This is a genomic window from Nostoc sp. DedQUE07 (assembly GCF_034530975.2).
Classification (GTDB): domain Bacteria; phylum Cyanobacteriota; class Cyanobacteriia; order Cyanobacteriales; family Nostocaceae; genus Nostoc.
Map to the genome: position 1 here is coordinate 1 of NZ_JAVRCC020000087.1, position 20,586 is coordinate 20,586.

Annotated in this window: 18 protein-coding genes and 1 pseudogene; 9 read left to right on the forward strand and 10 right to left on the reverse strand. The window is 40.5% G+C overall.

The window, feature by feature from the left end:
• Nucleotides 1-43 precede the first annotated feature (43 nt).
• Nucleotides 44-1,150 carry a Gfo/Idh/MocA family oxidoreductase gene (locus tag RMZ95_RS32795; RefSeq protein WP_322686395.1) on the forward strand — a complete coding sequence of 369 codons (1,107 nt, stop codon included), beginning with the start codon at nucleotides 44-46 and terminating at the stop codon, nucleotides 1,148-1,150.
• Nucleotides 1,151-1,175: 25 nt separating this feature from the next.
• Here RMZ95_RS32795 and RMZ95_RS32800 read toward each other — a convergent pair whose 3' ends face one another.
• A complete protein-coding gene (locus tag RMZ95_RS32800) occupies nucleotides 1,176-3,308 on the reverse strand; it encodes an ATP-binding protein (RefSeq protein ID WP_322686396.1) in 2,133 nt (710 codons plus the stop codon).
• A gap of 291 nt (nucleotides 3,309-3,599) precedes the next feature.
• On the opposite strand from RMZ95_RS32800, the gene RMZ95_RS32805 reads away from it, so the two are divergent.
• From RMZ95_RS32805 to RMZ95_RS32815, 3 genes are all read left to right on the forward strand, one after another.
• Entirely contained in the window at nucleotides 3,600-4,340 is a 741-nt protein-coding gene (locus RMZ95_RS32805) for a RibD family protein (RefSeq protein ID WP_322686397.1), read from the forward strand.
• Between the two features lie 155 nt (nucleotides 4,341-4,495).
• Complete coding sequence (locus tag RMZ95_RS32810; RefSeq protein ID WP_322686398.1) at nucleotides 4,496-5,677, forward strand: GNAT family N-acetyltransferase; 1,182 nt, start codon at nucleotides 4,496-4,498, stop codon at nucleotides 5,675-5,677.
• Nucleotides 5,678-5,767: 90 nt separating this feature from the next.
• Nucleotides 5,768-6,151, forward strand: coding sequence for a DUF4346 domain-containing protein (locus RMZ95_RS32815; RefSeq protein ID WP_322686399.1), 384 nt, complete (start codon nucleotides 5,768-5,770; stop codon nucleotides 6,149-6,151).
• A 73-nt stretch (nucleotides 6,152-6,224) separates the two neighbouring features.
• Here RMZ95_RS32815 and psb32 read toward each other — a convergent pair whose 3' ends face one another.
• Nucleotides 6,225-6,962 (reverse strand): photosystem II repair protein Psb32, encoded by a 738-nt coding sequence (gene psb32, locus RMZ95_RS32820; protein ID WP_322670340.1) that lies wholly within the window; start codon nucleotides 6,960-6,962, stop codon nucleotides 6,225-6,227.
• Between the two features lie 477 nt (nucleotides 6,963-7,439).
• Here psb32 and surE point away from each other — a divergent pair, with 477 nt between their 5' ends.
• Together surE and RMZ95_RS32830 are read left to right on the forward strand one after the other, a co-directional pair.
• Nucleotides 7,440-8,120 (forward strand): 5'/3'-nucleotidase SurE, encoded by a 681-nt coding sequence (surE, locus tag RMZ95_RS32825; protein WP_322686400.1) that lies wholly within the window; start codon nucleotides 7,440-7,442, stop codon nucleotides 8,118-8,120.
• 180 nt (nucleotides 8,121-8,300) lie between these two features.
• Nucleotides 8,301-8,924: a hypothetical protein gene (locus tag RMZ95_RS32830; RefSeq protein ID WP_322686401.1), complete on the forward strand. Its 624-nt coding sequence runs from the start codon at nucleotides 8,301-8,303 to the stop codon at nucleotides 8,922-8,924.
• A 390-nt stretch (nucleotides 8,925-9,314) separates the two neighbouring features.
• Here RMZ95_RS32830 and RMZ95_RS32835 read toward each other — a convergent pair whose 3' ends face one another.
• Nucleotides 9,315-9,809, reverse strand: a complete 495-nt coding sequence (locus RMZ95_RS32835) for a hypothetical protein (protein ID WP_322686402.1) — start codon at nucleotides 9,807-9,809, stop codon at nucleotides 9,315-9,317.
• A gap of 678 nt (nucleotides 9,810-10,487) precedes the next feature.
• Between RMZ95_RS32835 and RMZ95_RS32840 the strand changes: the two genes are divergently transcribed.
• Entirely contained in the window at nucleotides 10,488-10,940 is a 453-nt protein-coding gene (locus RMZ95_RS32840; RefSeq protein WP_322686403.1) for an Hsp20/alpha crystallin family protein, read from the forward strand.
• Between the two features lie 336 nt (nucleotides 10,941-11,276).
• On the opposite strand, the gene RMZ95_RS32845 is transcribed toward RMZ95_RS32840, so the two are convergent.
• The 3 genes from RMZ95_RS32845 to RMZ95_RS32855 form a co-directional block, all read right to left on the reverse strand.
• Nucleotides 11,277-11,999: a hypothetical protein gene (locus RMZ95_RS32845; protein ID WP_322686404.1), complete on the reverse strand. Its 723-nt coding sequence runs from the start codon at nucleotides 11,997-11,999 to the stop codon at nucleotides 11,277-11,279.
• 394 nt (nucleotides 12,000-12,393) lie between these two features.
• Complete coding sequence (locus RMZ95_RS32850; protein ID WP_322670334.1) at nucleotides 12,394-12,747, reverse strand: hypothetical protein; 354 nt, start codon at nucleotides 12,745-12,747, stop codon at nucleotides 12,394-12,396.
• Between the two features lie 143 nt (nucleotides 12,748-12,890).
• The gene (locus RMZ95_RS32855; protein ID WP_322670333.1) at nucleotides 12,891-13,118 is read right to left on the reverse strand and encodes a hypothetical protein; all 228 of its coding nucleotides are present in this window, start codon (nucleotides 13,116-13,118) and stop codon (nucleotides 12,891-12,893) included.
• A gap of 390 nt (nucleotides 13,119-13,508) precedes the next feature.
• Here RMZ95_RS32855 and RMZ95_RS32860 point away from each other — a divergent pair, with 390 nt between their 5' ends.
• A complete protein-coding gene (locus RMZ95_RS32860; protein WP_322670332.1) occupies nucleotides 13,509-13,961 on the forward strand; it encodes an Hsp20/alpha crystallin family protein in 453 nt (150 codons plus the stop codon).
• Between the two features lie 136 nt (nucleotides 13,962-14,097).
• Here the strand turns inward: RMZ95_RS32860 and RMZ95_RS32865 are convergent, their stop codons facing one another.
• On the reverse strand, nucleotides 14,098-16,278 hold the full coding sequence (locus RMZ95_RS32865; RefSeq protein WP_322686405.1) for a CHASE2 domain-containing serine/threonine-protein kinase: 2,181 nt from the start codon (nucleotides 16,276-16,278) through the stop codon (nucleotides 14,098-14,100).
• Between the two features lie 357 nt (nucleotides 16,279-16,635).
• On the opposite strand from RMZ95_RS32865, the pseudogene RMZ95_RS32870 reads away from it, so the two are divergent.
• Nucleotides 16,636-17,650 (forward strand): annotated as a pseudogene (locus RMZ95_RS32870) (transposase).
• A gap of 78 nt (nucleotides 17,651-17,728) precedes the next feature.
• On the opposite strand, the gene RMZ95_RS32875 reads toward RMZ95_RS32870, so the two are convergent.
• Genes RMZ95_RS32875 through RMZ95_RS32885 form a run of 3 tightly spaced genes read right to left on the reverse strand, consistent with a single transcriptional unit; the run spans nucleotide 17,729 to nucleotide 20,357 of the window.
• Nucleotides 17,729-19,831 carry an FHA domain-containing protein gene (locus tag RMZ95_RS32875; RefSeq protein WP_322686406.1) on the reverse strand — a complete coding sequence of 701 codons (2,103 nt, stop codon included), beginning with the start codon at nucleotides 19,829-19,831 and terminating at the stop codon, nucleotides 17,729-17,731.
• Entirely contained in the window at nucleotides 19,828-20,031 is a 204-nt protein-coding gene (locus RMZ95_RS32880; RefSeq protein ID WP_313931140.1) for a DUF6760 family protein, read from the reverse strand. Before RMZ95_RS32880 ends, RMZ95_RS32875 begins: the two co-directional genes overlap by 4 nt.
• The gene (locus RMZ95_RS32885; RefSeq protein WP_322661997.1) at nucleotides 19,974-20,357 is read right to left on the reverse strand and encodes a phage tail assembly protein; all 384 of its coding nucleotides are present in this window, start codon (nucleotides 20,355-20,357) and stop codon (nucleotides 19,974-19,976) included. The genes RMZ95_RS32880 and RMZ95_RS32885 overlap by 58 nt, the downstream gene beginning before the upstream one ends.
• Nucleotides 20,358-20,586 lie beyond the last annotated feature (229 nt).

Here is a 20,586-nt window from a genome sequence, read left to right on the forward strand (position 1 = left end):
AATGACAAATGACAAATGACAAATGACAAATGACAAATGACAAATGACAAATAAAATTAATATTGCTGTCATCGGAGTTGGGCGTTGGGGAGTGCATCTGCTGCGGAATTTTTTAGCACATCCTCAAGTAAATGTAGTTGCTGTAGTAGACCCCCATCCAGAACGATTAGCGGCGGTCAAGCAGCAGTTTAACTTAGACGAAAATGTACTCTTAACAACCCAATGGCAGGATTTAAAGACAGTGCCAGGGTTGACAGGGGTGGCGATCGCTACTCCAGCTACCACCCACTATGCTTTAATCAAAGACGCTCTCCAACAGGGATACCATGTTTTGGCAGAAAAACCCCTAACTCTCAACCCAGCAGAATGCCGGGAACTTTGCCATTTAGCAGAACAGCATCATTTAATACTAACGGTTGACCACACTTATTTATTTCACCCAGCAGTTGAGCAAGGAAAAACTGTAGTACAAGCGGGTAAATTAGGTGATTTACGCTATGGCTACGCGACGCGCACCCATTTAGGGCCTGTCAGGCAAGATGTTGATGCGCTGTGGGACTTAGCTATTCACGATATTGCTATCTTTAACGCTTGGCTGGGGCAGATTCCTGTGAAAGTACAAGCAACGGGTACGGTGTGGCTACAGGGAGCAGGGGAGCAGGGGAGCAGGGAAGCAGAGGGGAAGAAAGATATAAATTTTCCTCTGTCTCAAGGTTTGGCAGATTTAGTATGGCTGACACTGACATATCCAGATGGCTTTCAAGCTTATATTCACTTGTGTTGGCTCAATTCTGATAAACAGAGACGGCTGGGGATTGTAGGTAGTCTTGGCAGCTTGATTTTTGATGAAATGTCAATATCATCACCTTTAATCCTGCTACATGGTGAGTTTGAACAGCAGGGGAATCAATTTATTCCTGTTAATCAAAGGCAGATAGTGCTGGAATTAGAGCCAGGAGAACCATTGGGGCGGGTTTGCTCCTCCTTTGTTGTCTCAATTCTTAACAATACTCCCTCAGAGATTTCGTCTGGGTGGGTAGGCACTGAGTTAGTAGAAATTCTTGCTGCTCTAACATTATCTCTTAATCAAGGCGGTAAACCTGTTTTTTTGAGCGATCGCATCGTCAAGGAGCAAAAGTCTCAGGAGTAGTGATGAATATGGACTTTTGACTAAATTACGTCTTGAAAGTCCCATTTGCACAAACTCCTCCTTTTGGAAGACTTACCAAGATAGTTTGTAAGGGCGAAAGACGAATCTCGCAAGTCTCATTTCCAAAGAGCAACTGGGACTTCGGGAGCTTTTCTTTGTCTAGCTCTACTTTTACAGATTTGTTGATCCCCAAAGAGGAACTTCCTCCAGACTCCTGTAGGCTGGGATAGCGGCTTGCTTTTACTGGCTCATTCCCAGAGGAGAATCCAAGATCCCCGACATTTGCTTCTTTATTTGGAATAGCTAACAGCGAGATATCAATCAAAGGTAAGGTAATTTTCAGTGTCGTACCTTGATGAAGTCCCGCACTCTCAAGAGTAATGCTACCTCCCATGAGTTCGATTAAGTTTCGTGAAATCGCTAGTCCCAGTCCAGTACCTTCAAACTGGCGTGTTGTAGTGCCATTCACCATTACAAAGGGGCGAAATAATTTGTGCTGTTGAGTCGGATCGATACCTATACCTGTATCTTTCACAGCTACTACCACCTGAGATTTACCATTAGTAGATTGGATTTCTGTTGCAATGGTGATGCTCCCGGTGTCGGTGAACTTGGTGGCGTTGCCGATAACATTAATCAGCACTTGCTTCAGTTTTCCCGCATCTGCCTTAATTGGGATCGCTTTGGAAGTTAACTCACATTTCAATTGCAAGCCCTTTTGCTGGACATTAACTGATTGTAAATTAATTACCTCTAACAATAGTTGTCGGAGGTCAATTGGTGTGGAAACAACTGAAAGCTTACCTGCTTCAATTTTAGAAATGTCGAGTAAATCATTAATAATACCTAACAAGTGAATCGTTGTTTCATCGGCACGTTTGAGAAACTCCATTTCTTCTTCCCGGTCATCACATAAACCGTCTTCAACCAGACGAATACAGTTAATAATAATATTTAATGGGTTTCTCAATTCATGGGAAGTCGTAGCCAAAAACTGGCTTTTAATTTGGTTAGCGCTTTTTGCTTCTTTCCAAGCTATTTCTAATTCTTCCGATCCCGCTTTCAGCCGTTCTACCATTTGGTCTAATGCTTGAGCTAGTTGATTGAATTCCCGAATTTGAAAATTGTGCGGAACTGGTTGTGCGGCATGGTGAGAGTGAATATTGAGAGCATAGTCTCGCAATTCTTCTACAGGACGGGCCAAGTAAGGAGCTAAATATAAGGATGCTAACAAACTTGCGCCAATCAAACCAACTGTCAAAACGATCAGAATTAATTTGATTTCCTCTAAACCAAAAAGCGCATTATCGACGCTAGTAACAGCTAAAACTATCCATTTTTGCTGCTGCTGTTGAGTGAGTGGATTTGGAATTGCTGTATAACCAGCGACTAATTCTTTTCCTTCGGTAAAAGATAAATTTATCGAATCGTTTTGTCCCGTAATTGCATTTTTAATTATGCTTTTGATTTGGGAAGCATGAGGGTGCTGATTGATGTTAGTTCCCACCCAATCTGTCAATGGGTGTGCCAAAATTGTGCCATCTTCAGCAATTACTACCATAGCGCCCGTGAGCGATCCCGGCGGATTTTTGGTTTGTTGGGATAATGCAGATTGAATACTTAAGCTGTAAACTGAATTTTTTCGGCTATCAAAGACTGGTGCAGATAAAACTAGTTGCAGTTGCTGATTTTGTGTGTTTCTTTTTCCAGTCATTCCTGCTTTTGGCGGTAAGATTGCTTTGACATCAATTCCCTCACTAGGGAAAGGTAATCTCAATTCGCCAATTTCTCGATCCCCACAGCTACTGGCAATTATTTTGTGGCTTTGGAGATTTGTTAATTGGATGCACTCAATACTAGCTGGAAGTTGTTGCCTTAACTGTGTGAGAATTTCTTGCTCTTGTATAGGCGAATCCGATGGAATCACCGTTGTTTTGCTTACACTCTGCAAATTAGCTTTTAAGATTGCGATCGCATCACCAATTCTCTCTCCTTTACTGATGGCGCTTTCTGTTAAGTTTTGCCGTGCAGTTCTCAATATACTAGTACGTGCCTTATTCAAGGCAACAATTTCCCCTACTAGTAAAACTGGGACAAACAGCAACAATATTCTCGTTACTAAAATTCGACGGAAGGAAGATTGGCGGGAATTAGTCATCAAGTGTCTCACTTTGCACCTGCAATCTACAACACCAAAGATATGCAATTAAACTAGCTAGATGAGACATTTTATTAAATTATCAGAATTTTATTTTCAATGTTTAAAAATAACAAATTGCTATAATTCAAAAAGAAACGTGGTATACCAAAACTCGTATATGCTAGATGTAGAAGCGATTTGTGTTGCATATCAATACAGTGGTGAAATATCAAACAGTAGCTTGCAGGTATGGTTTTTTGAAAATCTACATACGACTAAAGTAAATATTAAAACTATCAAATCAATTTAATGTTGCAACATCGTCCTCATACTACAGTTGTTTTAGCAATGAGTGCAGATGGCAAGATAGCAGATTTTAAGCGATCGCCTGCTCGGTTTGGCTCAAGGGTTGATAAAGCGCACTTAGAAAAACAAATTGCTGCCTCTGATGCCGTTTTGTTCGGTGCTAGGACTCTGGATGCTTATGGAACAACACTTACTGTAACCGATCCAACTCTAGTGCAACTCCGGGCGCAAGGAGGGAAGCCTCAGCAACCAGTTCATATAGTGATTACAAACTCTGCAAAGCTTAATCCGGAAATTCACTTTTTTAAGCAACCAGTTAGACGCTGGCTACTCACCACAACAGCAGGGGAATTTTCGTGGAAAGAACGCTTACAGACGCTTCACTCAACTCTGGGAATCAAAGTACAGGAGTACCCTCCAGAATTTGAGAAAATTCTGGTTTTTGAAACACCAACGCGAGAAATTGACATTATCGCAGCTTTGAAGTATCTAGCCACTCTACATATAACACGCTTGGCGATCTTGGGTGGAGGTGAATTAGTCGCTTCTTTGGTGGAATTAGACTTAATTGATGAATTATGGCTAACTGTCTGTCCGCTGATTTTAGGTGGTAATACTGCACCCACACCCGTTGAAGGGAAAGGATTTTTACCTGATTTGGCTCCTAAGTTACAACTCATAGAAGTTCATACAGTTGAGCAAGAGGTGTTTTTGCACTATCGCCTGCAACGACCAGCAGATTAGATTACGCTAAGTTAAGTTATTTATTGGGCATTGGGCAATTCAATTTTGGATTTTGGATTTTAGATTTTGGATTAAATTTCAATCTAAAATCCAAAATCTAAAATCTAAAATTCTTACTCCCCCGCTCCTTACTCCCTACTCCCTACTCCTGTAAGATGGTGGAACAACTTAAGCCTCGCTATTCTGTCGTTTGGACGAACAAAATCGCTGAAGTACCCCAAAATGCCTGGAATGCTTTGGCAATGCCACTCAAAACGCCATTTTTAGAATGGGAGTGGCTGAATAATCTCGAAACTTCCCAAAGTGTTACGGCTAAAACTGGTTGGTTGCCAAATCACCTGACACTGTGGCGAGATAGAACACTGATTGCTGCTGCGCCACTTTATCTTAAAGGACATAGCTCTGGTGAATTTATTTTCGATCACCAATGGGCAGAGTTAGCCGATCGCATCGGAGTCCAATATTACCCAAAATTGCTGGGAATGACACCATTTACCCCAGCAGAAGGTTATCGCTTCTTAATCGCCCCAGGAGAAGACGAGGATGAAATCACAGCGCTGATAGTGCATGAAATTGACACTTTTTGCTCCAAAAATCGGATTTCTGGGTGTCATTTTCTCTACGTCGATCCCCAATGGCGGCCGATGCTGGAACGGCATGGCTTTACAACTTGGCTGCACCACAGCTATATCTGGGAAAATACTGGTTTTAAAACTTTTGATGATTACTTGAAGGTGTTTAACGCCAATCAGCGCCGCAATATCAAGCGGGAACGCAAAGCTGTGGAGAAAGCAGGTTTACGATTGCAACCGTTGAGTGGCGATGAAATTCCTCAGTCTTTGTTTCCTTTGATGCACCAATTCTATGCTGACACGTGTGATAAGTTTGGCTGGTGGGGTAGCAAGTATCTCACACGGAGGTTTTTTGAGCAGCTACACACCGATTATCGTCATCGAGTCTTGTTTGTTGCCGCATATAGCGAGGAAGATAATTCTCATCCTTTAGGAATGTCTTTTTGTTTATTTAAAGATGACAAACTTTACGGACGCTATTGGGGAAGTTTTCAAGAAATAGATTGCTTACATTTTGATGCTTGCTATTATGCACCGATTGAGTGGGCGATCGCTAACAATATCCAAATTTTTGACCCTGGCGCGGGTGGGCGTCACAAAAAACGCCGTGGTTTCCCCGCTATGCCCAATCACAGTCTGCATCGCTTTTACAATAATCGTTTAGGAAAAATTTTACTTCCCTATATTAAGGAAGTGAATCAACTCGAACAGCAGCAGATTGAGGCAATTAATGCAGAGTTGCCATTTAGTAACCGAGATTCTTAAAAGTTTGCCAAGGCAGAGGGTGAACGACGAATTACACTTGATATAGAGTGTAAAAACCCTGAAAAAAGAAAATTTCTTTTTCTAATGCTTATGGATTTAATAGTTGAAGATTTAACCGCAATTGATGATAAACTTTCCCAGCGTCATATTGACCTCGATCCTGGTGGATATTTCATTATTTACTTAGATCGAGACGCAGGGTTAATTTATGCCAAGCATTTTACAAATGTGATTGACGATCGCGGTTTAGCTGTCGATCCCGAAACGGGAAAGGTAATTCCGGCGCGAGAAAAGGTAGAACGAACTCATACAACAGTTTTTAGCGCCAGAACGGCGAAAGAACTTTGCGTGAAGATTTTTGAAGAAACTCAGCCCCCTCCTGTAACTCAATTAGATCATGCAGCTTATCTAGGTAGAGAATTTGTCCGGGCTGAGGTAGCTTTAGTTACAGGGCAAGAGTATGTTCAAGATTAAAGTTAGGAGTGAGGAGTTAAAAGTTAAGAGTTAGAAACTCCTAACTCCTAACTCCTAACTCCCCACTCTACAATTACCCATTAGAAGAGGGCTGATTTATCTGATAGATATAGTAAGTTGCCATTGGGATAACGGTGGCAGCAATTAACAATCCTACTACCCAAGCAGTAGCATTACCTTGATTGGTTTCTTCTGCTTTCTTGTAAGTGCCTTCAACCTGCACATTGTCAGTTATTTGGGGTGGGCCTGGATCGGTTTTACCAGAGAGAACGGCGACAAGGCGATCGCTGGCATCGAGAAATGCCTGGTTGTATTTGTCACCATTGCGTAACGGCACACTTACTGTTTCAGTAGCTACACTCTCGGCAATAGAGTCAGTAAGCAAAGGCTTGACTTGATCCCCAGTAATAATGGCAGTACCATTGGTAACTGTATCAATAACCAATAAAGTTTGATTGGCTTGGGCTGCTTTTGTTGGAAACCATTTTTCAAACAGTTCTTTAGTAAAGCTTTCTGGTGTTTCGCCATAGTCGAGTCGGCGAACAGTAACAATTCTGACTTCCTTATCTGTTTGCTTTGCCAAATCTTTAAAAGCGCTGCTAATCTTGCCTTCATTCAGACGGCTGATGACTTCACCTTGATCCAAAACCCAAGTGTCATTCCCTGCTGTCAGGCTGGGTATTTGATACACACCTGTGGCTAAAGCAGGTGTGGTAAACAGCGAGGCTGCGAAAATAACCGTCACCAAAGGTAGAATTAGCCGGATGAGGTGTTTTTGACTGCTAAAAACTTGTTTGAGGAGCTGTTTCATCGTGTGATCCTTAAGACAGACTTGCACCAAAAATACTACAGAACCACTGCAAAAATCACCTCGTTCCCGATTTTCTTCAGTGTAAAATTTCTGATATTCTCAGCAAATATGTATATTGTACGGGATTTTTGATTACACAAACTTCTGAGGGCGGTTGCAAGCATTCACCTGACGCTAAACCTCTTACTAGTCACAAGAAATACCGCCCATTTTGGGAATTAACCCAAATACTGAGGGCGGAATTTGCAAACCATCTAGAAATCATATCGCATGATTTATATTTTGGTTCAGCAACGCCATATTTTTTCATATCTGCGAGTAGCTTTAGATATCTGAGTGAAAAAGAATGTCAACACGTTATCCTGCTAGCTCTCTACAAGAGTTGTAGACAATGCATATTTAGTTTCTAGAGATGTCTATGTGATGGTTTATATCTGCATTTTTCTGATATTTTAGCTAAATCAATATCATATATACATGACTATACTTTTAACTAATGACGATGGCATTGATGCCCCTGGTATCCAAGCGCTGCTCAAAGCTGTAAACGGCAAAAACTCTATTATCGCTGCTCCTGCCGATCATCAGTCTGGCTGTGGACATCAAGTTACTACTACTCGTGCTATCAACCTCCAGCGACGTTCTGAGACTGAGTATGCGATCGCAGGGACTCCCGCTGATTGTGTGAGAATTGCGTTAACACAAATTAACGCAGATGTCAACTTTGTACTTTCAGGTATCAACGCTGGGGGAAACTTGGGAGTCGATGCCTATATTTCTGGCACAGTTGCCGCCGTGCGAGAAGCCGCGATGCACGGTATTCCCGGAGTTGCCATTTCCCACTATCACAAAGCCAAGCAGAATTTTGATTGGGATTTAGCTGCCAAATTCACAGCTGAAGTTTTAGCGGATTTACTCAAGCGTCCCCTAGAACCAGGAAGCTTCTGGAATGTGAATCTGCCCCATCTGCAACCAGGAGAACCACATCCTGAGATGGTATTTTGCCAAGCCTGTACCAAACCTTTACCCGTGAACTATCGAATTGAAGGCGATAATTTTTATTATGTAGGAGAATATAGCAAACGCGATCGCACTCCTGGCAGCGATGTAGATGTATGTTTTTCCGGTAATATCGCCGTCACTCAGTTAAGAGTTTGATATCAGCCATCAGTTAATAGTTAACTGTTACCACCTTTTAGTGGGTATTCAGGAAAGCTTGTAGGGCTATTAATTAATCTTATGGGTATGTGGTGCGATCGCGATCGAAATTTTCAAGGATTTGAAATCTGGTAAAGTTTCAGTGGTACTAAACACTAATTTCAAAAAAAGGAGAAATTTATGCAGTTTCTCAAACTTGTTCTTGTCGCTCTCGTATTGATGGTGAATCTGCTAATTGCTCAACCCTCTTGGGCAGGTAAGGATTTCACTAAGGGGGCTGACTATGCTGAGGTAACTCAGGCACTCAATCAACTTCTAACTGTCAAGAATACACCTGAGCAAGCTGGCTATACACCTGAGCAATTCCAGCAGCGACTAGCACAATTGCAATCTCAGAAAAATGTCATAGAAACAGCTAGAAAGCGGGCGCAGTGCCGCAATGAAACTGGAAAGACTTTGGCTGTCTATGCCAATAAACCAAAAAAAATTCCAACCCAACTCTACTTTCTGGGCGCAGGAACAATCACCGATGATGATTGGGATTGCGATGGTATGTACTTACCCGCAGGTTCTCAAGTGGTTTTAGGGCCAAACGCTCAACCACAACAACTGACCCAACCTATCGCCGTTAAGTTTGTCGATGGCACACAGTCTCTTGCTAGAACCAATCCAGCTACTGGTGCAATTGAATTGAATGTTGAACCTGCCAAAGTATTCAAGGCGGGTGAGAGTAGCTGGTTGCTCCCTACTTTTTCCCAAGCGGATATTGATACGCAAATTCCCACCCCACAACTCATTGACTAATCTCATCTAGATAATTCAACTTTTATGCGGTAAGGAATGAGGATTAAATAAGGGATTTCCAAGAAATAAATTATCCAAATAAACGAACCACAAAGACAAGGCAGTGCGCCCTTGCGGTTAAGAAACTTGTTCGCGCAGCGTCTCTCCTTGGGAGAAGCAACTGCCGCGCAGTGTTATGCAGAGAGCGATAAACTACGCTCTTGAGTTTTCCGATCTTCGAGACGCTACTCACGTTTGCTTAAAAGCTGCTGTCAGTGCGATCGCTTGTCTTTAAAAACTAAGGGCGATCGCATTTCAGATATACTCTCCAATTTTTCCCTGATTACTTCCGAGGGTGAATACAAAGTATCCTTCAGCGCAGAAAACTTTCTTTGACGAAATTTCCCACCCCTACCATCTTCGATGGTGCCCCCATCCGTGGAACCCTCCGCCAAATCCGAAGTGGAACCCTCTTCCAAATCCGAAGTTGATGCCATAAGTAGGATAGGGCGACACATAGATGGGATAAGGGTTGTAGATGTAAACAGGAGAAGGCGCTACGGTGTAATCATCATCACAAATCTGAGTAGTATGTTGCACAATTGTTCTAGGTACAACATTCTCTTGCCCAGCATAAGGTAGATTCAAATAACCATCCTGAAAACCACGAGCGAATTCGCCTCCCGCAGTCCGAGGTTTATAAGTTTCTCTATTCCGAGCGCTTTGTTGTCCTTCTCGAAAACCATTTGTATAAGCATTGGGATGGTTAGCCGACGAGTTGAGTACCCTATTATCAATAACAGGACGACAGTAAACAACCCTATCAGCTTTAGCGGCTTGGGGAAAAAGTAAAGACGTTGAGCCAGCGATTAAGCTAAATATTGCAGCAACAACTATTTTCTTCACAGCTTTTAACCTCATTTATGCTTAATACTCTAAGCCCTTTAACTTTAATTATAAAACCTGAATTATCAGGTGAGATCAGCCAAAAATCATAAATCCTTTGTCAACACCCTTGCCTTTAGATTAGGGGATTCTAGTCTAAAGTTTTAGGAATACCACGGCGCAATAGTTTATTTATTCTCCCGTGAGTTCCTGCACAATGACCACACCCCAATCGCAATAATATTTTCTGTCATTGTCGTGCTTGCGGTTATGAGTGGATGAATTCAGCATTTGATGTTACTTGTATTCAATGCAGTTGCAAAGATGTAGAGAGTATTTCATCTTGGTAGTTTCCCGATGACTAAATCGAAATGCTGATTGAATAGTGCGATGGTGAGGCGAGTAGAGCTTGGATGTTGTTTTAGAAATATAAGCGATCGCCTGACTGCATATCTCCTTTAACAGCAGATTAGGTAGTTGATTATTGATATTAAAAATTCTTATTCTGGTTTACCGAACTAATAAATTAGAGTAAACCGTAATCTTTTTTTAGGTCTAATTAAGTGCGGTAATCATCATTTAATTAGGTGATGATAACCGAATTTACAGGAGTTGGAACCATACTTATTATGAATACATAAGCACAAAACCAAGTGCAAAAACGATTAAACAATAGCTGAATTTTTCCGAGAAAGAGTTATGGTACTAGTTCGTTACAACCCCTGGCAAGAATTGAACGCTTTAGAACGTCACATCAACGGCTTATTAGGAGATACCAGAGTCCCATCTGCACGGCTTGAAAAAGGCTTTGTCAGAGTTCCGGCCGCTGAGTTGCACGAAACTGATGATGCGATTCATCTCAAGCTAGAACTGCCAGGACTGGAAGCTAAAGATTTAGATATTCAAGTCACCCAAGACGCTGTTCACATTAGCGGTGAGCGCAAATCTGAAACTAAAACCCAAGACAAGGGTATTACCAAGAGTGAATTTTATTACGGCAAGTTCCAGCGTGTAATTCCTTTATCTGCTAGGGTTCAAAATACCAATGTCACCGCAGATTATAAAGACGGTATCTTGAATTTGACACTGCCTAAAACCGAGCAAGAAAAGAACAAAGTTGTCAAGGTTAATCTAGAACAACCTGCTGCATAGTGCGAAACTACTCACTTTCAATAATTGATTGAGATAGCTAAAAGCCCAGTTAGAGATGACTGGGCTTTTTTGTATGCGATCTCCACTTTAAGGTACTGCTCAGTGTCGCTCTCTTTTGTTCTAAAAATTGGCGCGATCGCTGTACTGGTACTGAATTTACATTTATACAATTTCTATTCTTTGCTTGAAATTCCCTGTGATTTTGCGACCCGTTTTATATATCTGAGTCAATTTTATTATCAAAATTTCCAGTGGATAAATAGTTAAAAATAAACAGAATAGATATTACTATAATTTTCATAATATTTGCAATATTCTCCTGCATTGAGAGTTTCATCAAGACGAGCCTTGATTTTTGATTTGTTTAGATGTAGCTTCCATAAAATCGATAAAAACTTTTATAAGCTTATGAATTCCCTCACTACCTCCGGCAATTAAACCTCCTGTCAGTAATGCATCTAAACAACGGAAAATAATTACCTGTATGGGATTATCTAAATCAATAACTACAAGTGGTTCGATTGAGCGAATACCTATTGCGCTCATTAAAAGACCGAATAAAAGAGATGTCCATAGAGCAATTGTTCGTGTATCAGATTTATAGGCTGTTTTTTGGCGCTCTTTTTCATTGATATCATCCATTTGTGGCTGGAAAATTTTTAATGGTTCTTGTTGGTTCTGTGTAAAATTTTGGATGATTTGCTGTTCTAAACTCATTCCTTCTGGCGGGAGTCCGCTGATTTGATTAGATTCTAATAATTGCTTCTGTTGAACTTCCATAAGTCTTATCTTTTCAGACAGTAGAGCCTTTTTTTGCTCAATATTAATATCTAATTGTTCGACGAATGGGCCACGCCAAGTAGTTATAAAAACTTCTAAAGAACGCTCTAATAACAAAGAAATAAATAATTGTAATGTGAGTACCTGGACAATATCATTAACTCCAAATGGTTTTAAAACGAATGGTTTGGATGATAACCAAGTTGACAAAGTTACTACTAGAAAACTAATAATGATTAATACAATAAATAGAGGAGATTCGGGAGAAAGCTTTAGCAACGTATCTATACTCCTGTTTCGCGTCACAATATCTAACACAGCCTGGAGGTGAAAACTACACCTGCTGAGTAACTTAACAACGTTAATTTGATAGAACAGTAAATAATTTATGACCCGTCCCTTTTTTCTAAAAGTGTGATGAGTCACGCCGTTGTGGGGGCATAAAGCATTCTAATGCTACTGTGCATGAGACGATGCTGGAGCAAGTAGCAACCGTAGCACCAACTAAAAACCCCTCCAAGGTGTTGGAGGGGTCAAAGTAATTTTTGCAAATGAGATGGTGATTAGGGGGAGACAGCAACTTTTCCTGCTCGGTTAGGCATTTTATTGTCAAAACAACCAAATGATAGTACAGCATTTTATAAATCCATTACGAACCTCTGTAAGTCTGTACTTAGTAAGATAAATCATTAGTGCTGTTGTCTGATGTCAACTGCAACTTGACAGCGTTTAGATAACCTTTATCATTCAAAGCTTGTGCTGGTAACTTTTTAGGGTTAACAGCAGTCTTAACCACATTTAATCCAGTCAGGTTTCCTGTTTGGTATTGAGATACCAAAGCGCTACCGCTAAGACTACCCTGTGCAGCATCAAAAGGTTTGAGGTAGCTGACGTTAGATGAATTGTTAGAATTGATAGCTATAGGTTCGCCACTATTGTTAGTAGCTATTTGAGTACCACCGATTCTAGGCAATAAAGCAATAGAAGTAACAATGAGTACAGAATCAATCAAGATAGAGAGTTTCATAGGATTATCCTTATTTATAGTAAAGTGCAATTAGTGTTCTTGAGTAATAGAGTCTTATTTTTTATCTGTCTTAACTTCCTGCACCCAGTTCACCTGAACGGTTGATTTGCTCCTCACCCATTCGGGTGATTGCATCCTACGGTTCATTCAAAGTTGCTAAGACCCATCATCTGATAAGCAAGAACAGCACTATCAAAGGTTTTGAGGCAATTGATATCTGTGGAATCGTTGCGTAAAGTATTAGATTTGATAGCTGTGTCGATTAATGTGCCACTCTTGCCATGAGTAGCTATTTGAGTCCTAGCGATTCTAGGTAGGACACTAGAATCAACAATGTGTGCAAAATTAAGCCAAGGAAAGAGTTTCATCATTGATGTTGTGTTGGTTAATAAATCGAGAGCTAAGTTCAGGACAAACTTGAACAGATATATATTTAACTGAGGTTATCTAAAAATTTATGCAACGCTGTTACTCAGTTGTAGACATAGCCCAACTGAGGCATCGTATTTCTAGGTTATCCCTTCAACAGCAGATTTATTGATTTAGTATGATTGAATCTAATTTGTCTATTCGGGTTTACCGAACAGACAAATTAGAGTAAACCGTAAAAATTTTTCTATCTAATTTGGTGCGGCAATCATCAATTAGTTGGTGTCAAAAACCGAATTTACAGCAGCTTTAACTCTATATAATATGAATATGTAAGCACAAGGTGAAGTGCAAAATTTATTAAACAATCCTAACTAAGACGAGGAAAAGTTATGACACTAGTTCGTTGGAATCCTTGGAGAGAAATTGACACTCTACAACACCAAATAAATAGTTTATTTGAAGATACCAGACTACCATCTGCATTGTTTGACAAAAGCTTAAGTAAAGTTCCTGCTGCTGAAATTCAAGAAACTGAAGATGCGATTCATCTGAAGATAGAACTGCCAGGAATAGAAGCTAAAGACCTGGATGTGCAAGTCACAGAAAATGCTGTTTACGTTAGCGGTGAGCGGAAATCCGAAACGAAAACAGAGGAAAAAGGTGTTACCAGAAGTGAGTTTCATTACGGTAAATTTCAACGCGTAATTCCTCTATCGGCTCGGATTAAAAATACTGACGTTACGGCAGATTATAAAGATGGCATCTTGAATCTGATACTGCCTAAAACTGAGCAAGAAAAGAACAAAGTCGTCAAGGTTAATTTGGAACAATCTGCTAACTAATGGTTTGCTTGCGATGTTTACGACGGGCTACGCCTACGCACTACTTTACCTGCAATGATTGATTGAAATAGTTAAGAGCTTGGTCATGCGAGTGACCGAGCTTTTTTCTAAGCAATTTAGCGTTGATAAAAAAGTACTAAAGACTTTCAATATTTTTAAGTACCTCTGCGGCTGACTGATATCGTTGAGTGAAATCGAAATGTACCATTTTATTTAAAATCATCACTAACTCGTCTGTAGCGTCAGTTAATTCGCGCCAATGTTGCCAAATCTGTTGATTAGCATCAGCTTGGCTTTGGATAATTATTTCACCAGTATTTGTATCTCTACGAAACTCTCTAGGTTCTACCCCAGTTAAGCCTTGTATTCCCATAATTCCCAAGGCATAAATATCGCTGTTGAGTTTTGGCAACCCGCTCATTTGTTCAGAAGGTGCATAATTAGGAGTGCCAATTGAAATTGTCTGAGCTTCTTGCTGCTGGGGTTGAATCTGCTTAACAGCGCCAAAGTCAATTAAAACAATGTGCCGGTCTGATTCTCGCCTAATTAAGTTACTAGGTTTGATATCTCGATGGATTACACCATAGCTATGAACAAAAACCAGCACGTTTAAAACTTCTTTGAGTATCTCCACAACCTCAGCTTGTTTTAGTCGCTTTCCAGTAGCTAACTCTTTATCCATAGCGTGCCCTCGAACAAATTCTTGCACTAAAGAAAATTGCTGATTTTCTTCAAAAAAAGCTAGCAGTTGAGGAATTTGTGGGTGCTTACCCAAAGTTTCTAAAATTTCTGCTTCAGCGTAGAATAGGCGTCTGACAACATTTAAATATTCTGCATCTTGGCGAGGAGGCCGCAACTGTTTGACCACACACTGGGGATTACCAGGACGCTGGATATCGTCAGCTAAATAAGTATTGCTAAATCCTCCAGAACCCAAGGGTTGAGTAATTTTGTAGCGGTTGTTTAGTATCGTTCCTATTGCAATTTCTTGCCCAATAGAATCAACAATTACGGTTGGCGCTTCATTTGAGGCGTTGCCGCGCTGCCGTAAAAGACCTTGCAATTCTAGAATTAATTGTTGGTGTTCTTGAACCCTTTGGGTAATTTCTTTTTGCTCTTGCTTGGTTTGATAAGCACTATACGCAAGAACACTCCCGGCAGTAAATACTAACCCCAACGCCGGAGGTATGACTGGAAACCATCCAGCTTGGTTAAAAATGACAAAATTGGCTCCAAATAATACTGCCAGAGCTGTTACTGCTGCCAATCCTAAGCCTAGCGGATGTTGAATCCGCCATACCAGCAACCCACCAACTACAGTCCATCCCCATATCCAAAGGACTTTACTCCACTCAGGTAAAAACCAAAATAGAGGTTGTTTGTTCAGAACAGCACTGAGAATTTGACTAACGCTGTGGGCATGAATTTCAATTCCAGCCATTTTGCCAGAATTATCTGACTTACCGCTAGCAAAGGGCGTATTAAAAATATCATTTAAACTATTGGCTGTTGAACCAATCAAAACGATGCGGTCTTTAACTAAATCTGGTTTAACTTGATTTGCAAGTACTTCTGTAATAGTTATCTGCTGGGCAACCTGATGACCAGAACGGTAATTAAGCAGGATTTGGTAGCCATTGGTATCTGCTTTTTCATAGCCGCCAGCGTTACTTTGCAGGGGTTTAAATACAGTATTACGTAGTTGTAGTTCCTTTTTGGGGGTAAATTCTAGTTGGATGCCTCCAACTTCTAAGTATTTGAGCGCTAGTTGTAAGCTAAAAGAATAGGTACTTTGACAAGAATCGGATTCTTCTGCACTTACCAATAATAAATTGCGGCGAATTGTAGCGTCAGTATCTTCTACGACATCATTAAATCCTACTCGCTCTGCTTCAACGCCTTTTGGGGGTGCTATTCCCGGATTGTTAGAACCAGAATGTTTGCAAATGGGAATGATGATATCGCTCTGTTGGAGGCGTTGTAGTAGCTTGTCATGACCAGGCGGTACTGGTAAGTCACGAAAAATATCTAGACCAATGACTCGCGGTTGATATTCTTCAAGTTTGCCTAATAGTCGGTCTAGAAGTTTGCTAGACAGGGGCCAATTCCATTTTTGGATATCTTTTTCAGTTAAAGCAACAATCAACAAACGAGTGTCTGGGCCTGGGTCGGCACGTAATTGCATCATTTGGTCGTAGACTTTCATTTCTAGAGGCTCGAAAACCCCCAGTTTTTGAATTCCTACTAACAGAAGTGTTGCGATCGCACTTGAAACAATAACTGGCTGTCTAAATAAACTTTTAAAACTTACAACCATTTTTGCAATCGATTTTACTTTAAAATATACGTATATTTTGAGATTATTTTTTAATATCGAAATTATTCTACGCAATTTGCAACTTTTCAAAAAATATAGTCATCATATTTTACTTGTAAACCTCAACAGACTCAAATCCCCGACAACTTTTACGAAGTCGGGGATATTTTTGTTCATAACTCACAGGACTTACGCAACTGGCACAATGCGATCGCTAATTACTAGTACATAAGTATTATTTAAATCTGATTCTGAAAGCCTTGTATTCATAATATAAGCCGATGTATTGGAAGCAAAGCATGAAATATTTATGAGAAAATAGTTAGAGGTTGTATGAGATAAATGTTGCTTACGGTAATGAGATTTACTAAGCTTAATTACTGCCAATACTTATTAAGTAGTCAAATTAATTATACGATGACCAATTTGGCAGAGCATTTAGAGACTATTAGCCATGATACAATTAACTACTCTTTTGTTGAGAGAAAAGTTAACACCTCGATTACTCTGGGATAACGTGAAAGAGGTAGTTGAGCATGATACCAATGGTTACATAATATTTGATGATAGCGTTTTAGATAAAAGGTATTCTGAAGAAATAGAAATAGTCAGGAGACAATATAGTGGTAATGAGCATGGTGTCCTCAAAGGTATTGGTGTAGTTAGTTGCGTGTATGTCAACCCTACTATTCAAAGATTTTGGGTAATAGATTACCGCATTTTTAATCCTGATGTCGATGGTAAAACCAAGATAGACCATGTGAAAGACATGCTGCAAAACCTTGTGTATCATAAGCTTTTACCATTTGATACTGTTTTGATGGACACGTGGTATGCCGTACATAGTTTAATGCTTTATATTGATAGTTTAGAAAAAATTTATTACTGCCCTTTAAAAAATAATCGGTTAGTTGATGATACATTTGCCAAAGAAAAATATAAACGTATTGAATTATTAGAATGGAGTCCTGAAGAGTTAGAATGTGGTAAAATCATAAAAATTAAAGGGTTTCCTGCTCAGAAAAAAGTGAAACTATTCCGGGTTCCTGTTTCTACCAACAGAACGGATTATATCGTCACTAACGATTTATCTCAAAGCTCCACGGATGTTGTACAAGAGGTGTGTAAAATTCGTTGGAAAATCGAGGAGTTTCACCGAGAGATTAAACAACTAACAGGCATTGAATCTTGTCAATGTCGTAAAGCTAGGCTTCAAAGAAATCATATTGCTTGTGCAATGTTGGTTTGGATTAGATTAAAGAATTTAGCCTATACCACTGGTCAAACTGTTTATCAAATCAAGCATAATTTGCTTTCTAATTATTTAATTCAGCAACTAAAACGCCCAAGTATTCCTATGTGCTTGGTTTGATTTAAATTGTCGTGTGGCAGGGCTACGCCCCGCCCGCTATTTGTGCCAGTTGCGTAAGTCCTGACTCATTTATAATTGTTATATGTGTTTCAGATAATGCACAATCGCCTCTGCCGTTGCCAAATTAGTAGCCAATAAAACTTGATTAATAGTGCATAATCTTAACAGCGCTTCTTCATTTGCTTGACCAGGCTGAGGTTGCAGCAAATCTCGCAGGAAAATAACTGCTACAATTTCTCCGGTTCCAACCAATGAAGCAATTGTTTGATATCCTCCAGAAGTTGGTGCGGGGGTTTGTTGACTAATAGTTATCCCTGCCTGCTGATGTAAAAGTTCACTAACAGATGGCCAGGTAATTGTAAAACTCTGCGAGAAAAATTCCTGATGTTCCAAAACCAATTCAGCAAGTTCTGATTTCTTGCTTTCATGAGCAATCAGTACTATATTTCTTTCAATGATTGCTTGAGGAGGCTCACTAACATTTGTTTCTTCTGGAGTTTCATCAAAACGATCTTCTTCTACTTGCGGAATTTCTTCAATAGTTTGACTTATGCTCTCAGTAGCTCCACTTTCTGTTGTTTCCAAAGATGGAATATCAGTTGAGTCAGAAATGTTACTTATTTGTGCAGCAACACCATCAACATATACACTAACTTCTTCAGCACTTGCATTATTCAAATCAATGTATTGATTGCTTAAAACTTCCGCAACGGCATCATCAGGTGCAGTTGATGCTTCAGAAACTTCGCTTATGGTTTCATCCGCCGCAGAAGTAGGTTCTACTTCCTCAACATCTGCGCTGTCTGCTGCTGTAACTGACCTATCCCAATCTATTGCTTCATCAATGATATCCCGTGTAACTTGGCTCTGTTCCTCTGCTGCTTGTGGCTGAATCTCTTCGTTTTCAACAACTTCACTGGTTTCTTCTACTACTGGCGTCTCCAAATTCACTACTTCATCGTGAGTAGTTTCATCAATGATATCCCGTGTAACTTGGCTCTGCTCCTCTGCTGCTTGTGGCTGAATCTCTTCGATTTCAACAACTTCACTGGTTTCTTCTACTACTGGCGTCTCCAAATTCACTACTTCATCGTGAGTAGTTTCGGGAATGTCGCTTTCCTCCTCAGATACATGGTGGAAAATATCGCGCGGCTGGACGGAGGTAACTTCTGCTGCTAGTGCTGCCTCTAACTCTGCATCCTCGTCGTAGGTAGTGTCTGGAGTGGCGCTTTGTACAGGAACTTCGTTGAAAATATCACGTGGCTGTACGAAGGTAACTTCTGCTGCTAGTGCTGCCTCTAACTCTGCATCCTCGTCGTAGGTAGTGTCTGGAGTAGCACTTATATCACGCTGTTGTACGAAAGTAGATTCTGTCGCCGGTGCTGCTTCAAAATCTACAGCCTCATCGTGGCTAGCTTCTGGAAGAACACTTTCCTCTTCAGGAGTTTCAATGATGTTTTCAGGTGCAGCTATGGCGTTATCAGGTTCAGTCAAAGAAACTTCTGAGGCTTCGCTGACTTCTGGAACTTCGACTTCCTCACTATCGGCGCTGACTTCTGGTGTAACTAATGTCCGCAAATCAACAATTTCATTACGAACATTGTGTGGAACTTCGCTAACTGCTTCTGGTGTCTCAACAACAGGGATGACATCATCAGGTTGAGTCGAAACAACTTCTGAGATTTCGCTGATTTCTGAGGCGGGGGGTGCTTCTACTCCGGAACTAATTGGCGGTGGAACTTCGCTAACTACCTCTGCGGCTGGATTAACAACATTGGCAGCGCTGACATTTTCAGGCGATCGCGATCGAGAAAACAGTGAAGGATCTATAATCCTAAAGACTGTCTCTGGTTGCTCATAAACGGGAGCAACTGCCTCCAAAATCAAAACATAATCTGCAATCCGAATAATATCTCCATCACTCAAAGAATATGGTCGAGCTTTTTCAGCCTGTTTCCCATTAACTATTGAGCCATTTCTACTACCAAGGTCAGAGAAGTAGTAATTTCCACTTTTAACAAAAAACTTAGCATGTACCCGACTGATATCAGGGCTGTCTAGGATTAAATCAGAATCAGGAGAACGGCCTATCAGCCATTCTCCTCTCGTTGGAGTTTCTGTGGTAAGGTCTACTTCATTGACTTCACTTAAATTTGGTGAGTAGCTAACTTTTACTTTCATATTAATTTTTGGTTAATTTTATTGATTTCTGCCACCCAGCGCTGACGGGTAGTATGTTCTAAATTTAAAATATCATCTTGTGACCAGTGGAAATGATAAGCAATAAAAGCTACCTCCTCATATAAAGTATCAGAGGGGTAGCTTACGACTCCCCCGCTAGTTCTAGCTCCACTGAAAATTGAGTATTGCAATGGGGACATTGTGTCGGAATGTGTACATTGCCTTGTTGATTGATTCGATTGTAAAATTCTCGAAGATAGGCAATGTCATGTAGGAGAAGTCCTTCGAGTAAATCAGGACTAACAGAATTGAAACTGCCCAAGCGAGTAATAACCCGTGCCAGCATTACCAAAACACCGTAAGCCGGATTTTCTTGAACTTTGCGCTCTTGTTGCACCAAAATTTCATCTTTAGCGGTGGCTAAACGCATCACCCCATGACGATGTACTCGTTGTTCGCTATCACTCAATCCTCTGGGAAGAGTGAAAGCAAATTCTGTGCAGAGAGTATCCTTTTTACGGCGCATAGGTTATTGAATTTGGGCATTGGATATAAGTCTCTGACTGGTTCCCAGCCTGAAGGCTGGGAACCCATTCTGGGAGGCTCTGCCTCCTCTTTGTTGACAAGAGGTAGAACCTCTGGGAATACATTCCCAGCCTTCAGGCTGGGAACGAGGCTAATGAGTCTTTGAACTCCTTTAATGAGTCTTTGAACTCCTTTAATGAGGCTTTGAACTCCTTTAATGAGCCTTTGAT

Bases quoted from the DNA above. Each gene is read 5' to 3' on its own strand.
- RMZ95_RS32795 (WP_322686395.1), top strand. From the start codon at position 44: ATGACAAATAAAATTAATATTGCTGTCATCGGAGTTGGGCGTTGGGGA.
- RMZ95_RS32800 (WP_322686396.1), bottom strand. From the start codon at position 3,308: ATGACTAATTCCCGCCAATCTTCCTTCCGTCGAATTTTAGTAACGAGA.
- RMZ95_RS32805 (WP_322686397.1), top strand. From the start codon at position 3,600: ATGTTGCAACATCGTCCTCATACTACAGTTGTTTTAGCAATGAGTGCA.
- RMZ95_RS32810 (WP_322686398.1), top strand. From the start codon at position 4,496: ATGGTGGAACAACTTAAGCCTCGCTATTCTGTCGTTTGGACGAACAAA.
- RMZ95_RS32815 (WP_322686399.1), top strand. From the start codon at position 5,768: ATGGATTTAATAGTTGAAGATTTAACCGCAATTGATGATAAACTTTCC.
- psb32 (WP_322670340.1), bottom strand. From the start codon at position 6,962: ATGAAACAGCTCCTCAAACAAGTTTTTAGCAGTCAAAAACACCTCATC.
- surE (WP_322686400.1), top strand. From the start codon at position 7,440: ATGACTATACTTTTAACTAATGACGATGGCATTGATGCCCCTGGTATC.
- RMZ95_RS32830 (WP_322686401.1), top strand. From the start codon at position 8,301: ATGCAGTTTCTCAAACTTGTTCTTGTCGCTCTCGTATTGATGGTGAAT.
- RMZ95_RS32840 (WP_322686403.1), top strand. From the start codon at position 10,488: ATGGTACTAGTTCGTTACAACCCCTGGCAAGAATTGAACGCTTTAGAA.
- RMZ95_RS32850 (WP_322670334.1), bottom strand. From the start codon at position 12,747: ATGAAACTCTCTATCTTGATTGATTCTGTACTCATTGTTACTTCTATT.
- RMZ95_RS32855 (WP_322670333.1), bottom strand. From the start codon at position 13,118: ATGATGAAACTCTTTCCTTGGCTTAATTTTGCACACATTGTTGATTCT.
- RMZ95_RS32860 (WP_322670332.1), top strand. From the start codon at position 13,509: ATGACACTAGTTCGTTGGAATCCTTGGAGAGAAATTGACACTCTACAA.
- RMZ95_RS32865 (WP_322686405.1), bottom strand. From the start codon at position 16,278: ATGGTTGTAAGTTTTAAAAGTTTATTTAGACAGCCAGTTATTGTTTCA.
- RMZ95_RS32875 (WP_322686406.1), bottom strand. From the start codon at position 19,831: ATGAAAGTAAAAGTTAGCTACTCACCAAATTTAAGTGAAGTCAATGAA.
- RMZ95_RS32880 (WP_313931140.1), bottom strand. From the start codon at position 20,031: ATGTCCCCATTGCAATACTCAATTTTCAGTGGAGCTAGAACTAGCGGG.
- RMZ95_RS32885 (WP_322661997.1), bottom strand. From the start codon at position 20,357: ATGCGCCGTAAAAAGGATACTCTCTGCACAGAATTTGCTTTCACTCTT.